The sequence below is a fragment of the Variovorax terrae genome (assembly GCF_022809125.1).
Lineage (GTDB): Bacteria > Pseudomonadota > Gammaproteobacteria > Burkholderiales > Burkholderiaceae_C > Variovorax_A > Variovorax_A terrae.
Window position 1 is genome coordinate 560,182 of record NZ_JALGBI010000001.1, and the last position, 14,726, is coordinate 574,907.

Annotated in this window: 14 protein-coding genes; 9 read left to right on the forward strand and 5 right to left on the reverse strand. The window is 70.2% G+C overall.

What is annotated here, in order from left to right:
• Positions 1 to 8: 8 nt before the first annotated feature.
• Positions 9 to 1,487: a cryptochrome/photolyase family protein gene (locus tag MMF98_RS02480; protein WP_243303989.1), complete on the reverse strand. Its 1,479-nt coding sequence runs from the start codon at positions 1,485 to 1,487 to the stop codon at positions 9 to 11.
• A 92-nt stretch (positions 1,488 to 1,579) separates the two neighbouring features.
• Here MMF98_RS02480 and MMF98_RS02485 point away from each other — a divergent pair, with 92 nt between their 5' ends.
• The 6 genes from MMF98_RS02485 (at position 1,580) to MMF98_RS02510 (ending at position 6,258) form a co-directional block, all read left to right on the forward strand.
• Positions 1,580 to 2,179: a YqgE/AlgH family protein gene (locus MMF98_RS02485; protein WP_243303990.1), complete on the forward strand. Its 600-nt coding sequence runs from the start codon at positions 1,580 to 1,582 to the stop codon at positions 2,177 to 2,179.
• A 49-nt stretch (positions 2,180 to 2,228) separates the two neighbouring features.
• Complete coding sequence (gene ruvX, locus MMF98_RS02490) at positions 2,229 to 2,630, forward strand: Holliday junction resolvase RuvX (RefSeq protein WP_423837549.1); 402 nt, start codon at positions 2,229 to 2,231, stop codon at positions 2,628 to 2,630.
• Entirely contained in the window at positions 2,627 to 3,178 is a 552-nt protein-coding gene (pyrR, locus tag MMF98_RS02495) for a bifunctional pyr operon transcriptional regulator/uracil phosphoribosyltransferase PyrR (RefSeq protein ID WP_243303994.1), read from the forward strand. Before ruvX ends, pyrR begins: the two co-directional genes overlap by 4 nt.
• A complete protein-coding gene (locus tag MMF98_RS02500) occupies positions 3,151 to 4,143 on the forward strand; it encodes an aspartate carbamoyltransferase catalytic subunit (RefSeq protein WP_423837607.1) in 993 nt (330 codons plus the stop codon). Before pyrR ends, MMF98_RS02500 begins: the two co-directional genes overlap by 28 nt.
• 73 nt (positions 4,144 to 4,216) lie before the next feature.
• On the forward strand, positions 4,217 to 5,509 hold the full coding sequence (locus MMF98_RS02505) for a dihydroorotase (protein ID WP_243303998.1): 1,293 nt from the start codon (positions 4,217 to 4,219) through the stop codon (positions 5,507 to 5,509).
• On the forward strand, positions 5,509 to 6,258 hold the full coding sequence (locus tag MMF98_RS02510) for a lysophospholipid acyltransferase family protein (RefSeq protein ID WP_423837550.1): 750 nt from the start codon (positions 5,509 to 5,511) through the stop codon (positions 6,256 to 6,258). Before MMF98_RS02505 ends, MMF98_RS02510 begins: the two co-directional genes overlap by 1 nt.
• 32 nt (positions 6,259 to 6,290) lie before the next feature.
• Here MMF98_RS02510 and MMF98_RS02515 read toward each other — a convergent pair whose 3' ends face one another.
• On the reverse strand, positions 6,291 to 7,031 hold the full coding sequence (locus tag MMF98_RS02515) for a GntR family transcriptional regulator (RefSeq protein ID WP_279343446.1): 741 nt from the start codon (positions 7,029 to 7,031) through the stop codon (positions 6,291 to 6,293).
• 225 nt (positions 7,032 to 7,256) lie between these two features.
• On the opposite strand from MMF98_RS02515, the gene MMF98_RS02520 reads away from it, so the two are divergent.
• Both MMF98_RS02520 and MMF98_RS02525 read left to right on the forward strand, forming a co-directional pair.
• Positions 7,257 to 8,162, forward strand: a complete 906-nt coding sequence (locus MMF98_RS02520) for a dihydrodipicolinate synthase family protein (RefSeq protein WP_243304000.1) — start codon at positions 7,257 to 7,259, stop codon at positions 8,160 to 8,162.
• 113 nt (positions 8,163 to 8,275) lie between these two features.
• Positions 8,276 to 9,226 (forward strand): tripartite tricarboxylate transporter substrate binding protein, encoded by a 951-nt coding sequence (locus MMF98_RS02525; RefSeq protein ID WP_243304002.1) that lies wholly within the window; start codon positions 8,276 to 8,278, stop codon positions 9,224 to 9,226.
• A gap of 66 nt (positions 9,227 to 9,292) precedes the next feature.
• Here MMF98_RS02525 and MMF98_RS02530 read toward each other — a convergent pair whose 3' ends face one another.
• Positions 9,293 to 10,348, reverse strand: a complete 1,056-nt coding sequence (locus MMF98_RS02530) for an ABC transporter ATP-binding protein (protein WP_243304003.1) — start codon at positions 10,346 to 10,348, stop codon at positions 9,293 to 9,295.
• A 63-nt stretch (positions 10,349 to 10,411) separates the two neighbouring features.
• Between MMF98_RS02530 and MMF98_RS02535 the strand changes: the two genes are divergently transcribed.
• A complete protein-coding gene (locus MMF98_RS02535; protein ID WP_243304005.1) occupies positions 10,412 to 12,037 on the forward strand; it encodes an ABC transporter permease in 1,626 nt (541 codons plus the stop codon).
• Positions 12,038 to 12,121: 84 nt separating this feature from the next.
• Here MMF98_RS02535 and MMF98_RS02540 read toward each other — a convergent pair whose 3' ends face one another.
• Both MMF98_RS02540 and MMF98_RS02545 read right to left on the reverse strand, forming a co-directional pair.
• Positions 12,122 to 13,975, reverse strand: a complete 1,854-nt coding sequence (locus MMF98_RS02540; RefSeq protein ID WP_243304006.1) for a sensor histidine kinase — start codon at positions 13,973 to 13,975, stop codon at positions 12,122 to 12,124.
• Positions 13,972 to 14,676, reverse strand: a complete 705-nt coding sequence (locus tag MMF98_RS02545; protein ID WP_243304007.1) for a response regulator transcription factor — start codon at positions 14,674 to 14,676, stop codon at positions 13,972 to 13,974. Before MMF98_RS02545 ends, MMF98_RS02540 begins: the two co-directional genes overlap by 4 nt.
• Between the last annotated feature and the right edge of the window lie 50 nt (positions 14,677 to 14,726).

Here is a 14,726-nt window from a genome sequence, read left to right on the forward strand (position 1 = left end):
GTTTCCTGCTATTTTTTTGGTAGCGTCTTGCGGACCACGGCGTAGCGCGCCAGGGTCTGCGCCCGCGCCGCGTCGTGCTGCACGACGGGCCGCGGGTAGCTGTCGCCGAGCGCCACCCCGGCGGCAGCCAGCTCCACCGGCATTGCCAGCCAAGGCGCATGCAGCGCACCGGCCGGCAGCCGGCCGAGCTGGGGCAGGTACCTGCGGATGAACCTGCCGTCGGCGTCGAACTTCTGGCTCTGGCTCACCGGGTTGAAGATGCGGAACCAGGGCTGCGCGTCGCAGCCGCTCGAGCTGGCCCATTGCCAGCCGCCGTTGTTGGCGGCGAGGTCGTAGTCGTTCAGGTGTTCGGCGAAGTAGCGCTCGCCGCGGCGCCAGTCGATGCCGAGGTCCTTGCACAGGAAGCTGGCCACCACCATGCGCAGCCGGTTGTGCATGTAGCCGGTCTGGTTGAGCTGGGCCATCGCGGCGTCCACCAGCGGATAGCCCGTGCAGCCCTCGCACCAGGCCTGGAACAGCGCGTCGGCGTGCTTGCCGTGCTCCCAGCGGATGGCGTCGTAGCCGGGCTTGAACGAACGCTGCGCCACATGGGGAAAGTGGTGCAGGATCTGGAAGTAGAAATCGCGCCAGATCAGCTCGCCCAGCCACACCGCGGCGCCGTGGCTGCCCTCGGCCGCGAGGCGGTGCGCGGCGCCCGCCAGATGGCGGATCGACACGGTGCCAAAGCGCAGGTGCACGCTCAGGTAGCTTGGCCCCTTCACCGCCGGGAAGTCGCGCGTCTCGTGATAGCGGTCGATGCGCTCCAGGAAATCGGCGGCCAGCGCCTGGCCGCCACCGGCGCCGGTCGGCATCCGCAGCTCGGCCAGGTTGGTGGACTCGAAGCCGAGCGCCTGCAGGGTGGGCACCCCGGCGCGCTGGCCTTCGGGCCGCGGGGCCAGCGCGGCGCCGTAGCGCTGCACCGGGTAGGGCTTCAGGTAGAAGGCGTCGACTTTCCCGAGCCAGGCGTTCTTGTAGGGCGTGAACACCGCATAGGGCTTGCCGGCCTGCGTCAGCAGCTCGTCGCGCTCGAACACCGCCTGGTCCTTGCTGGTGTGCAGCGCGATGCCGGCTTCGGCCAGCGCGCCGCGCACGCGGGCGTCGCGCTCCGCCGCCTGGGGCTCGTAGTCGTGGTTGGCGAACACGGCCTGCGCGCCCAGGGCCTGGGCCAGCGCGGGGATCTCCGCCGCCGCCGTGGCGTGGCGTACGATCAGGCCGGCGCCGGCCTGGCCCGCGAGCGCGCGCAGCTCGGCGTCGAGCGCCACCAGGGATTCGCGGATGAACTCCACCCGCCGGTCGCGCCGGGGCAGGGCGTCCAGGATCGCGCGGTCGAACACGAACACGCAGTGCAGCTGGCGGCAGCCCTTGAGCGCGTGGAACAGCGCCGCGTTGTCGTGCGCGCGCAGGTCGCGGCGAAACCACATCAGGCCGCAGGCATAGGGCTTGTTCATGGGAACCAGGGGGCCGCGACCACGGTGAGGGCACCCGTCAGGGGCGGGCCCGCGACGGGCGCCGCCGCGGCGCCGGGGGTAAAATCGCAATCATGTCCGCTGATTCTGCTCCCATCAACCTGACGCATCACTTCCTGATCGCCATGCCGGGTTTGGAGGACGAGACTTTCGCCAAAAGCGTGGTCTACCTGTGCGAGCACAGCGTGCGCGGCGCGCTCGGGCTGGTCATCAACAAGCCCAGCGACATCAACCTCAAGAACCTGTTCGACAAGGTCGAGCTGCCGCTGCGCCGCGGCGACCTCAGCGACACCCCCGTGTTCCAGGGCGGCCCGGTGCAGACCGAGCGAGGCTTCGTGCTGCACGAGCCGATCTTCGCGGGCGACAGCCCTTCCAACGAATCGGTCTACGCTTCCACCATGACCATTCCCGGCGGCCTGGAGATGACCACCTCCAAGGATGTACTGGAAGCCCTGTCCACCGGCGCCGGGCCGCGCAAGGTGCTGGTGTCGCTGGGCTACTCGGCCTGGGGCGAGGGCCAGCTCGAATCGGAGCTGGCCGAGAACAGCTGGCTCACGGTCGGCGCCGACCTGGCGGTGATCTTCGACACGCCGGTCGCGCAGCGCTACGACCGCGCGCTGATGCTGCTGGGCCTGGAGGCCTGGATGCTGTCGCCCGAGGCGGGGCACGCATGAGCGGTCCGGCCGCCCGCGGCGCGAAGGTCGCTCCATGAGTACGTTGGCCATGCCAGACGTACCCTCCCACCTGCACACTTTTCTGGCTTTCGATTACGGGCTCAAGCGCACCGGCGTGGCCGTGGGCAGCCGCCTGCTGCGCAGCGCGCAGCCGCAGGGCACGATCCAGGCCGTGGGCGAGGCGCGCTTCGCGCCGATCGAGGCGCGCATCCGCGAGTGGCAGCCCGACGCCCTCGTGGTCGGCGTGCCGTTCCATCCCGACGGCGCCAGCCATGAGAACACCGAGCGCGCGCGCAAGTTCGCGCGCCAGCTGCGCGGCCGCTACCGGCTGCCGGTGTTCGAGGTGGACGAGCGCTACAGCACCACCGAAGCCTTGCAGGCCGGCGCGAAAGACGCCGACGCGGCGGCGGCCTGCATCATTCTTGAACAGTTCTTGAGGAATCTGCCATGAGCACCACACCGAGCGACGCCGGTCCGCCCCGCGGCGCCACCGCGGGCGCGGGCGCCCTGTTTCTGGACGCCGAGGCCCTGTACCGCGAACTGCTGCGCGGCGTGCAGTCGCTGCGCCAGCCTGAGACCCGGCTGGTGGGCATCACCTCGGGCGGCGCCTGGCTGGCCGAACGCCTGCAGCGCGACCTGGGCCTGGCGGGGGCGCCCGGCGTGATCTCGTCGGCCATGCATCGCGACGACTTCGCCCAGCGCGGCCTGGCGGGCGGCGTGCAGCAGACGCAACTGCCGTTCGACGTGAACGACGCCGAGATCCTGCTGCTCGACGACGTGCTCTACACCGGCCGCACCATCCGCGCCGTGCTCAACGAGCTGTTCGACTACGGCCGCCCCGCCGGCGTGAAGCTGGCCGTGCTGGTGGACCGCGGCGGGCGCGAGCTGCCGGTGCAGGCCGACTTCGCGGCCGCGCGCGTGGCGCTGCCGGCCTCGCAGTCGCTGGCGCTGGCGCGCAGCGACGCGGGGGCATTCAGTTTTCACGTGGAGGGCCACTAGACGTGTTATTCAGGCGCAATCCCCAGCTCAACAAGAACGGCGAGCTGATCCACCTGCTGTCGATCGAGGGCCTGCCCAGGGACATCGTCACGCACATCCTGGACACCGCCGCCAACTTCGTGAGCGTGAACGACCGCGAGGTCAAGAAGGTGCCGCTGTTGCGCGGCAAGAGCGTGTTCAACCTGTTCTTCGAGAACAGCACGCGCACCCGCACCACCTTCGAGATCGCGGCCAAGCGGCTGTCGGCCGACGTGATCAACCTCGACATCGCGCGCTCCTCGGCCGCCAAGGGCGAGTCGCTGCTCGACACCATCGCCAACCTCAGCGCGATGGCGGCCGACCTGTTCGTGGTGCGCCACAGCGAGTCGGGCGCGCCCTACCTGATCGCGCAGCACGTGGCGCCGCACGTGCACGTGGTCAACGCCGGCGACGGGCGGCATGCGCACCCCACGCAGGGGCTGCTGGACATGTACACCATCCGGCACTACAAGAAGGATTTCTCCAACCTCACCGTGGCCATCGTCGGCGACGTGCTGCATTCGCGCGTGGCGCGCTCCGACATCCACGCGCTCACCACGCTGGGCTGTGCCGAGGTGCGCGTGGTCGGCCCCAAGACCCTGGTGCCGGGCGACATGGCGCAGATGGGCGTGCGCGTGTGCCACACATTGGAGGAGGGCATCAAGGGCTGCGACGTGGTGATCATGCTACGCCTGCAGAACGAGCGCATGAGCGGCGCGCTGCTGCCCTCCAGCCAGGAGTTCTTCAAGAGCTTCGGCCTGACGCCCGAGAAGCTGCAATTGGCCAAGCCCGACGCCATCGTGATGCACCCAGGCCCGATCAACCGCGGCGTCGAGATCGACTCGGCCGTGGTCGATGGTCGCCAGAGTGTGATCCTGCCGCAGGTGACCTTCGGCATCGCCGTGCGCATGGCGGTGATGTCCATCATCGCGGGAAATGAAGCATGACCCCCACCTTCACATTCGTTCACTGCCCCCCGAAGGGGCGCGGCTTCCTTGGGGCGGCCCGGCGGAGGCTCGCATGAAGATCCTGATCAAGAACGGCCGGGTGATCGATCCGGCCTCGAATTTCGACGAGGTCTGCGACGTGGCCGTGGCCGCGGGCCGGGTGATCGCGATCCGCAAGATCGCCGCCGACTTCTCGCCCAACCGCGTGATCGACGCCTCGGGCTGCATCGTGGCGCCGGGCCTGGTGGACCTGGCGGTGCGCCTGCGCGAGCCGGGCCACGAGCACGAGGGCATGCTCGAGAGCGAAATGGCGGCGGCCGTGGCCGGCGGCGTCACGAGCCTGGTCTGCCCGCCCGACACCGAGCCGGTGCTCGACGAACCGGGCCTGGTGGAAATGCTCAAGTTCCGGGCCGAGAAGCTGCACCAGTCGCGCGTGTTCCCGCTGGGCGCGCTCACGCGCAACCTGGCCGGCGAGGTGCTGACCGAGATGGCCGAACTCACCGAGGCCGGCTGCGTCGGCTTCAGCCAGGCCGAGGTGGCGCTGGGCAACACCCAGGTGCTGCAGCGCGCGCTGCAGTACGCGGCCACCTTCGGCTACACCGTGTGGCTGCGCCCGCAGGAGCTCTACTTGGGCAAGGGCGTGGCGGCCAGCGGCGCGCTGGCCACGCGGCTGGGCCTGGCCGGCGTGCCGGTGGCGGCCGAGACCATTGCGCTGCACACCATCTTCGAGCTGATGAAGACCACGGGCGCGCGCGTGCACCTGTGCCGCCTGAGCAGCGCGGCCGGCGTCGAGCTGGTGCGGCGGGCCCGCGACGAAGGGCTGCACCTGAGCTGCGACGTGAGCATCAACTCGCTGCACCTGACCGACACCGACATCGGCTACTTCGACAGCCGGGCTCGGCTGAACCCGCCGCTGCGCCAGCAGCGCGACCGCGATGCGTTGCGCGAGGCGCTGGCCGACGGCACCATCGATGCCCTGGTGTCCGACCACACGCCGGTGGACGAGGACGCCAAGACCCTGCCGTTCGCCGAGGCCGAGGCCGGCGCCACCGGGCTGGAGCTGCTGCTGAGCCTGGCGCTCAAGTGGGGCCAGGAAAGCGGCCTGGGCCTGCCGCGCGCGCTGGCCACGCTGACCAGCGAGCCGGCCCGCGTGCTGGGCCCCGCGCTCGGCACCCTGCAGGCCAGCGCCGGCCAGCTCGTGGAAGGCGGCGTGGCCGACCTGTGCATCTTCGACCCGCAGGCCGAGTGGACGGTGCAGCCCGATGCGCTGCGCAGCCAGGGCAAGCACACGCCGTTCTCCGGCTACGAGCTGCCGGGCCGCGTGCGCTGGACGCTGGTGGGCGGCCAGGTCGCCTACGGGGCCTGATGAAGCCGTTGCGCGCCGCCTGGAAGCTGCTGCGCGCGCTCACGCATGCGCTGGCCGGCTACTGGACCATCCGGACGCTGTTTCCGCGGCTCACGCCGGCAGAGCGCGAGCAGCGCGTCGAGGCCTGGTCGCGCCAACTGCTCGCCTGCCTGGACATCACGCTGGAGGTGCGCGGCAGCCCGTGCGCGCAGGGCCCGGTGCTGCTGGTGGCCAACCACATCTCGTGGCTGGACATCGCGGTGATGCACGCCGCGCGCTATTGCCGCTTCGTCTCCAAGGCCGACGTGAAGCAGTGGCCCCTGATCGGCACGCTGGCCACCGGCGTCGGCACGCTCTACATCGAGCGCGAGTCGCGGCGCGACGCGATGCGCGTGGTGCACCACATGGCCGAGCGCCTGCGCGCGGGCGACGTGGTGGCGGTGTTCCCCGAGGGCACGACCAGCGATGGCATCGCACTGCTGCCGTTCCATGCCAACCTGATCCAGGCCGCGATCTCGGCCGAGGCGCCGGCGCAGCCGGTGGCGCTGCAGTTCCTCGACAGCGCCACGGGGCAGCGCAGCGCGGCGCCGTGCTACATCGGCGACGACACGCTGCTGGGCTCGATCTGGCGCACCCTCACGGCGCCCGGCATCACGGCCGTGGTCACCTTCGGCGCGCCGCAGCAGGCGCAGGGGCGCGACCGGCGCGGCTGGGCGCACAGCCTGCGGGATGACGTGGCGGCGCTGCGCGAGAGGGGCCCGCACCGCTGAGAGGCGGTGCGTCTTGGGGGATCGGCCGCGCCTCAGCCGTGGCGCGGCGAGCCGTCCGACTCGTCGAGCAGGCGCCGCACGATGCCGATGATCTGCTCTGCGGCTTCGATGATGTGCTGCTCCAGCGCGGCCTGCGCCTGTTCGGCCTGGCCATGCCGGCACAGCCCGATGAGGGCCATGTGTTCGGTGCGGGCCTGCTGGCGGATCGGCGCATTCACCACCTGGAACCGCAGGTAGCGTTCCGACTTTTCATGCAGGGCCCGCACGATGCCCAGGGCGGCGGGGCGCTGCGCTGGCCGGTACAGCAGCTCGTGCAGCTGCCAGTTCAGGCGGCCCCAGTCGCTGGCCTCGGCCACGTCCATCCGGGTGACCACGGCCTCGGCCTGGGCCAGTTCGGCCTCGCCCATGGCGGGGGCCGCTTCGCGCAGCAGCCAGGGCTCCAGCCGCAGCCGGATGTCGAAGAACTCCTGCGCTTCGGCGGTAGAGAGCATGGACACGAAGGCGCCGCGGTGTGGCTGCAGGTCCACCAGGCCCTCGGAGCTGAGAAAGCGCATGGCCTCGCGCAGCGGGATCCGGCTCACGCCGAGCTCCTCGGCCAGGGCTTCCTGCCGCAGCGCCGAGCCGGGGGGCAGGGTGCCGCTCAGGATGCGCTGGCGCAGCTCGTCCACCACCAGTTCCACCGCGGTCTTGCGCACGAGGCGGCTGCTGCCGGCGGCGGGTTCGCGCGCGCTGGCGTCAGCGGCTTCGGGTGTTTTCAAAGCACTTGAATTCATTTAGTGCTGTGTTTTCATTAGAAATTTGTATTTGCTACAAGTTGCAGAGCCTGGATCTGCATGATTTAATGATCATATATTGGATCCAATAGCCAGTCTAGTGCGCTGCATAAGACTGGCAGTAGGCAGGGCATATCGCCCTTTTTGTTTGAGATTTTAAATTGGATCCAATATATTGTTTTCAAACCAGGACGTGATGCCTGACGCATTCATTCAAGGAACGAGATGAGCAAGATCCACTGGAAAGGCGTTTTCCCCGCCGTCACCACCAAGCTGAAACCAGACCACACGCTCGACATCGAGGCGATCCGCGCCGGCCTGGAGCGCCTGATCGCCAATGGCGTGGGCGGCGTCGTGATGATGGGCATGGTGGGCGAGAACGCCCAGCTCTCGCCGGAAGAGAAGATGACGGTGCTGCGCACGGCGGTGGAGACCGTCAAGGGGCGGGTGCCGGTGGTGTCAGGGGTCGGCGAAACCAGCACCGAGCGTGCCGTGGCTTACGCACGGGCCGCCGAGCAGGCAGGCGTGCAGGGCCTCATGGTGTTTCCCGGCCTGACCTACAAATCGGATGCGCGCGAAACAGTGGCGTTCTACCGCACGGTGGCGCAGGCCAGTCCGCTCGACATCCTGCTCTACAACAACCCGCGCGGCTACGGCGTGGACCTGACGCCCGACATCGTGGAACAACTGCTGGTGGAACCCACCATCGTGGCGCTCAAGGAGGAGTCGTACGACACCACCCGCGTCACCGACCTGATCAGCCGCTTCGGAGACCGCCTGAACGTGGTGTGCGGCGTGGATGATCTGCTGCTCGAGAGCGCGGCCCTGGGCGTCACGTGCTGGGTGTCCGGCATGGCCAATGCGTTGCCCCGGGAGTCGGTCGAGCTGCTGAACCTGCTGATCTCCGGCGATCTCGCGAAGGCGCGCCGGCTCTACCGTGCGCTGACGCCGCTCTACCACCTGGACACGGTGGTCAAGCTGGTGCAGCACATCAAGCTGGCCGAGCACCTCATCACCGGCAGCGCCGAGACCGTGAAGCCGCCCCGCCTGGCCCTGGCTGGCGAGGAGCGCGAGCGCACCATCGCGATCACGCGCCAGACGCTGGCCGACCTGAAGGCGCTGGCGGCTTGAGCCGGCCGCCGCGCATCTCATCCTTGCCTGCGCTGTAAACCGGCGCCGCAGCGCAGGCCGAGCATCGATCCACCGGGCGCCGCCGATCTTTCTTTTTTATCCTTGTCAACGCCATGAAACTCCTTCGTGTTCTTGCCGTGCTGGCGCTCGCCCTGGGCACCACCGCTGCGTCGGCCAGCGACCCCTATCCCTCCAAGCCGATCGAGCTGACCGTGGCCTACCCGCCCGGCGGCGGCAGCGATAACACGGCGCGCGCGCTGGCCGAGGCGGTGCGCCCCGCGCTGGTCCAGCCGACGCTGGTGATGAACAAGCCCGGCGCCAGCGGCTCCATCGGCTGGAGCTATGTGGCCACCAGCCCGGCCGATGGTTACAGGCTGGTGCTGATGACGCCCGAGATGCTGGTGGTGCCGCTCATGGGCATCGGCAAGACCACGGTGGACGACTTCCAGCCGATCGCCCGCTTCACCGACGACCCCTCGTCCATCACCGTGCGCGCCGATGCGCCGTGGAAGACCATCGAGGAGTTCCTGGCCTACGCCAAGGCCAACCCGCAGAAGGTGTCGGTCTCCAATGCCGGCAACGGCACCATCCCGCACCTGGCCGCGGCCGCGCTGGCGGACAAGGCGGGCGTGAACCTGACCCATGTGCCCTACCAGGGCTCGGCCCCGGCCATCATGGGCCTGCTGGCCGGCGACGTGCAGGCCACCACGGTGGCCTATGCCGAACTGCGCCAGCATGTGGAGTCGGGGAAGCTGCGCACGCTGGCGGTGATGGACGAGGAGCGCGTCAAGGGGTTGGACGCGCCCACCTTCAAGGAGAAGGGGCTGGACCTGCAGTTCAGCGTCTGGCGCGGCATCGGCATGCCCAGGAACTCGCCCAAGGAAGCGGTGGAGAAATGGCGCGCCGCCGCCAAGCAGGCCATGAGCAGCCCGGCCTTCCTGGGCACGCTGCAGAAGCAGAACCTCACGCCGGCCTATGCCGACCTGCCTGAATTCTCGGGCGCCATTTCGCGCCAGAGCGCGGCCTTCAAGACCTTGATGGCGCGGCTCAACCTCAAGCCCTGACAGACCAAAACGGAACACGGCAGGCCGCCCGGATCATGGTCCGGGCGGCCTGCTTTTTTTGAGTCTTCAGGCGCGCTCGAACAGCACCACGTGGTCCACCTCGGGCCGGATGCCGATCCATTCGCCGATGCGGTGGTCGTGGTGGCTGGGCACATGGGCCAGCACGGTCTCTCCGCCGGGCAGCTGCAGGGTGTAGAGGAACTCCGAGCCGCGGAAGGCCTTGCGAAGGATTTGCGCCTTCACGGGGGCGTCGTCGTCGTGCACGATGTCGTCGGCGCGCAGCAGGATGTCGCGCGCCGTGCCCACCGCGGCCTCCGCGCGCGCATCCGTGAATTCGCCCAGCGGCGTGGCCACGCGCACCAGGCCGCCTTCGTCGCGTGTCACGGTGGCGGGTGCGAACACGCCATGGCCGATGAAATCCGCCACGAAGCGCGTGGCCGGGCGGTGGTACAGCGTGTAGGCATCGTCCCACTGGTGCAGCCGGCCCTCGTGCATCACGCCGATGGCGTCGCCGATCGCGAAGGCCTCGAGCTGGTCGTGCGTGACGAACAGGGCCGTGGCCTGCGCCGCCTTCAGGATGCCGCGCACCTCGTGGGCCAGGCGCTCGCGCAGGTCCACGTCGAGGTTGGAGAACGGCTCGTCCAGTAGCAGCAGCTGCGGCCGCGGCGCCAGCGCGCGCGCCAGCGCCACGCGCTGCTGCTGGCCGCCGGAGAGCTCGTGCGGAAAGCGTCGCTCGGTGCCGCCCAGCGACACCAGCTCCAGCACCTCGGCCACGCGCCGGGCGCGTTCGGCGCGGGGCAGGTGGTGGATGCCGAAGCCCACGTTGCGGCCCACGTCGAGGTGCGGGAACAGCGCATAGTCCTGGAACACCATGCCGATGCGCCGCGCCTCGGGCGCCACGCTGCGGCTCGCGCTGCCCACCAGCTCACCGCTGAGCCGGATCTCGCCCGCGCTCACTGGCTCCAGCCCGGCCACGGCGCGCAGCAGCGTGGTCTTGCCGCAGCCCGAGGGGCCGATCAGGACGCCGATTTCACCGGCCTGCAGGCCGAACGAGACCTCCGCCACGGCGGGTTGGGCGCGGCCCGCGTACTGGACGCGAAGCTGGGAAACCTCTAAGAACATGGTGCAAATTGTAGATGCTTACAATTCTCATTTGCACTGCACTCCTTCCTGACCCTTTGCCGCATGCCGTTTCGCCGGCTCCAAACCCTTTTCCTCCTGCTGGTGGCCCTGCTGCTGACGCTGCCCGTGCTGGCCGTGCTGGCCTCGTGGCTGCCCTGGGGCGCCGACAACACGCAGGCCGCGCAGATCCTGCGCGAGATGAGCCGCACCGTGCTGCCCGACTACGCCTGGACCTCGCTGCGCCTGTGCCTGATGGTGGCCGTGGGCGTGGCGGTGGTGGGCACGGCCACGGCGGCGGCGGTGACGCTGTTCGAGTTCCCGGGGCGCAAGGCCTTCGAGTGGCTGCTGCTGCTGCCGCTGGCGATGCCGGCCTATGTGGTGGCCTATGCCTACACCGATTTCCTGCAGTTCAGCGGGCCGCTGCAGACCGGGCTGCGCGCCGCCTTCGGCCTGGAGGGCCGCGTCTTTCCCGAAGTGCGCAGCGTCGGCGGCGCGGCCTGGGTGTTCACCTTCTCGCTCTACCCCTATGTGTACCTGCTGGCGCGCACCGCGCTCGGCGAGCGCGCCGCGCACCTGATGGAGGCCGCGCGGCTGCTGGGCGCGCCGCTGTCGCGGCGCATCCGGCGCGTGGCGCTGCCGCTGGCGCGGCCGGCCGTGGCCGCGGGCGTGGCGCTGGCGCTGATGGAGACGCTGGCCGACTTCGGCGTGTCCAGCTACTTCGGCATCCAGACCTTCACCACCGGCATCTACAAGGCCTGGCTGTCGATGGACAACCGCATCGCCGCGGCGCAACTGGCCACCCTGCTGCTGGCGGTGGTGATGCTGCTGCTGCGGCTGGAGCACCATGCGCAGCGCCGCATGCGCTTTGCCGGCGGCCGCGGCGCGCGCGCCGGTTCGGCCGAGGCGCAGCCCGCCGCGCTGCACGGCGCGCGGCGCTGGCTGGCCTGGGGCCTGTGCGCGCTGCCGGTGCTGATGGGCTTCGTGCTGCCGGTGCTGTTCATGCTGCGCCCGCTGGCGGCCGACTGGTCGGTGCTGCCCTGGGACCGCTTCGTGCAGTGGGCCGGCAACAGCATCCGCCTGGGCGCCCTCAGCGCCGTGCTGGCGGTGGCGCTGGCGGTGGCGCTGGCGTTCGCGCTGCGCCGCACGCCCGACCTCGTCACGCGCGGCGTGGTGCACCTGGTGTCGCTGGGCTATGCCGTGCCCGGCGCGGTGATCGTGGTCGGGCTGCTGCTGCCCGTGGGCTGGCTGCAGGCCGCGGCGCCCAACAGCAACGCGGGCGCGCTCGTCACGGCCACGGTGGTCGGCATCGTCTGGGCCTACCTGGTGCGCTTTTGCGCGGTGGCGCTGCAGTCCATGCAAAGCGGCTATGCGCGCATTCCCGCGAGCTTCGACGACTCCGCGCGCATGCTGGGCACGGGCGGCTTCGGCCTGCTGGCGCGCGTGCACTGGCCGCTGCTGCGGCGCTCCACCGCCGCCGCCGCGCTGCTGGTGTTCGTGGACGTGATGAAGGAACTGCCCGCCACCATGGTGCTGCGTCCCTTCAACACCGACACGCTGGCCGTGGTGGCCTACCAGCTCGCGCGCGACGAGCGCCTGGGCGAGGCCGCGCTGCCCTCGCTGGCGCTGGTGCTGGTGGGGCTGCTGCCGGTGATGCTGCTGAGCCGCACGCTGCGCAGCCCGGCTCGCTGATTGCTATTGATTTAATAGCATCAAATGACCACCCGACCAGGACATCGGCCGGTTTTGATTTGAAATTTGCCCTGCGCCGGCGTTTCAGGCCGTGGGCGCCGCTGCCAGCGGCACCTGCAGCACCACCCGGGTCTGGCCCGGCTGCGACGCCACCTCAAGCTGTCCGCCCAGCCGCGCAGCGCGCGCGCGCATGCTGCTCAGGCCCACGCCGTCCCGCGCTTCGCCCGCCAGCCCTGCCGGCAGGCCCACGCCGTGGTCGAGCACGCTCACGCGCAGGCCCGCGGCGTCGTGGACCACGCCGACCTCCACGCTGCGCGACTGGCTGTGCTTGAGCACGTTGGTCAGGGCCTCCTGCAGGAAGCGCAGCACATCCAGGCCCTGGGCCGGCCGCAGCTGCAGGCTGTCGAGCCCGGCCAACTGCCAGCGGACCTCGATGCCGCTGTTCTCGAGCAGCGTCGTGAAGCGGTGGCGCAGCGGCACCAGCAGCTGGGCCAGCGGCTGGCCCTGGCCGTCGTGGGCGGCGGAGCTGTCCACGATCAGCCGCAAGTCGTCGCGCATGCCCTTGAGCAGGCCCAGCAGGGCCGGGGCGCTGGCTTTCTCGGGCTCGTGCTCGATGGCCGCGATGCCGCCCACCAGAGCGCCGCCCAGGCCGTCGTGCAGGTCGCGCGCGAGGTTGACGCGCTCGCTCAGCCGCGCGTTGGCGACCTCGAGCGTGTGCTGGCGCCTCAGCGTGGATGCCAGTTCGCTGCGGGCGGCATCGACCGAGGCCTGCAGTTCGAGGTTGAAGCCCTCGATGCGGCGCAGGCTGTTGACGAAGCGCCAGGCCAGCACCAGGGCCATGCCGACCATGAGGATGTGCGCCGTCATGCTGGTGTAGTAGATGTTGCTGTCCAGCACGCGCAGGAAAGTCAGCACGTCGTGCGCGCTGGTGATCACGAAGGTGGACACGCAGACGGCCAGGATGCGCTGGTCGGTCTGCCGGCTGCGCCAGCCCGTGACCATGAACATGATGCACACCGTCCAGACGATGGCGGCGCTCAGCACCATCAGCAGCGCGCGCGAGGGATAGAGCCAGTGGGTCGGCACCCCCACCAGCCACAGCACGCCCAGCGCAACGGCGATCCACAGCGCGCGCTCCAGCCGCGGATGGCGCTGGCCGCTGAAGCGCCAGATGAAGACGGCGAAGCAGCCCGCGAAGCCCAGGATCGCCATCGCATTGAGGGCATGCCAGTCATCATTGCTCTGGAACGGCCAGGGGCTGGTGGCCACCTGGTTGAGGCCGACCAGCAGCCAGAAGGCTTCCGTCAGCGCGAACCAGCCGTAGACCGTGTCCTGGTGCCGCATCAGCCACAGGATGCCGAAGAACAGCACGATGTTGCCGCACAGCGTCAGGCTGATCAGCTGCAGGTCGTAGCGCATCAGCCGTTCGTGCCGGTACAGCGGCCCGACCTCGGCCGGCGGGCCCAGGGTGAGGGGCCCCAGGCCGGCCTGGTGCGCGGCCGCGCCCGCCACCCGGAACAGCACGGTGTTGCGCCCCGCCTGCAGCAGCGGCGGTGCGATCAGCCAGTAGCGCGGCGTGTTCCAGGCGCGCGAGAGCGGCGGGGTCAGGTGCGGGTCGCGGTGCAGCAGCGTGCCGTTGACGTACACCGAGCCGGCCATGACGAGGTACTCCATCAGCAGGCCCACGGGGGCGTTGGCATCGGCCTGGTCCCACTGCAGCCGGTACCAGACCACGCCGTTGTAGTCCGGCCAGCGCTTCGCCCACACATCGGGAATCGACACGGGCTGCCAACCGTCCACCGGGGGCACGTCGTCGTCCCAGCGCCCCTGCACGGCTTCGGCCTGCGTCACCACCAGCGGCGCGGCCGCCGCTGCGGGCGCGAGGCAGCACAGGGCCAGCAGCAGGGCCGGCAGCAGCCGGTGCCAGAGGCCCTTCATGGCAGCCAGCCCATCCGCCGCGCTTCATAGACGGCCTCGGTGCGCGAGCCGACGGCGAGCTTGCGGTAGATGTTGCGGGTGTGGCTTTCCACGGTCAGCTTCGACAGCGACAGCGCGACGGCGATCTCGTGGTTGCTCAGGCCCTGCGCCACGAGGCGCAGGATTTCGTTCTCGCGCTGGCTCAGGGGCGGCAGCTCCATCGCTGCGGGCGCTTCCGGGGCGGCCGCCTGCTGGGCCACGAAGCTGAGGATGCGCCGCGCGATGAAGGGGTCGATCGGGGCGCCGCCGCGCTGGATGCTGCGCAGCGACAGGCTGATCTCCGCATCCTCGCGCTCCTTGAGCAGGTAGCCGGCGGCTCCTGCGCGCAGCGCGGCCAGCAGGGTGTCCTCGTCGCCCCAGGCCGACACCACCACCGAGGCCGGCGGCGCGGGCTGCCGTTGCAGCGCGGCGATCAGGTCCACGCCGCTGCCGTCGGGCAGCCCGATGTCGATCAGGGCGAGTTGAAACGGGCGGGTGGGCAGCCATTGCCGCGCCTGCGCGAGGCTGGCGGCGTGGACGATGTCCGCCTGCGGCACGCCCAGCGACACCAGGATGCGCCGCAGCCGCTCGCCCATCGCTGCGCTGTCTTCCACGACCAGCACCGGGCGGGGAAACGCCGGCGCCTGGAGGGCCTGTGTGTCGGCATCGGCAGCAGCAGTCAAAACCAATGTCTCTCCATCTCGGGATCGCGGCGCCACCGCCGTCATGGGCT

What these genes read in the sequence shown, in the direction of transcription:
- MMF98_RS02480 (WP_243303989.1), bottom strand. Translation starts at nt 1,487, where the DNA reads ATGAACAAGCCCTATGCCTGCGGCCTGATGTGGTTTCGCCGCGACCTG.
- MMF98_RS02530 (WP_243304003.1), bottom strand. Translation starts at nt 10,348, where the DNA reads ATGTTCTTAGAGGTTTCCCAGCTTCGCGTCCAGTACGCGGGCCGCGCC.
- MMF98_RS02525 (WP_243304002.1), top strand. Translation starts at nt 8,276, where the DNA reads ATGAAACTCCTTCGTGTTCTTGCCGTGCTGGCGCTCGCCCTGGGCACC.
- MMF98_RS02520 (WP_243304000.1), top strand. Translation starts at nt 7,257, where the DNA reads ATGAGCAAGATCCACTGGAAAGGCGTTTTCCCCGCCGTCACCACCAAG.
- pyrR (WP_243303994.1), top strand. Translation starts at nt 2,627, where the DNA reads ATGAGCACCACACCGAGCGACGCCGGTCCGCCCCGCGGCGCCACCGCG.
- MMF98_RS02535 (WP_243304005.1), top strand. Translation starts at nt 10,412, where the DNA reads ATGCCGTTTCGCCGGCTCCAAACCCTTTTCCTCCTGCTGGTGGCCCTG.
- MMF98_RS02515 (WP_279343446.1), bottom strand. Translation starts at nt 7,031, where the DNA reads ATGAATTCAAGTGCTTTGAAAACACCCGAAGCCGCTGACGCCAGCGCG.
- MMF98_RS02485 (WP_243303990.1), top strand. Translation starts at nt 1,580, where the DNA reads ATGTCCGCTGATTCTGCTCCCATCAACCTGACGCATCACTTCCTGATC.
- ruvX (WP_423837549.1), top strand. Translation starts at nt 2,229, where the DNA reads ATGCCAGACGTACCCTCCCACCTGCACACTTTTCTGGCTTTCGATTAC.
- MMF98_RS02505 (WP_243303998.1), top strand. Translation starts at nt 4,217, where the DNA reads ATGAAGATCCTGATCAAGAACGGCCGGGTGATCGATCCGGCCTCGAAT.
- MMF98_RS02510 (WP_423837550.1), top strand. Translation starts at nt 5,509, where the DNA reads ATGAAGCCGTTGCGCGCCGCCTGGAAGCTGCTGCGCGCGCTCACGCAT.
- MMF98_RS02540 (WP_243304006.1), bottom strand. Translation starts at nt 13,975, where the DNA reads ATGAAGGGCCTCTGGCACCGGCTGCTGCCGGCCCTGCTGCTGGCCCTG.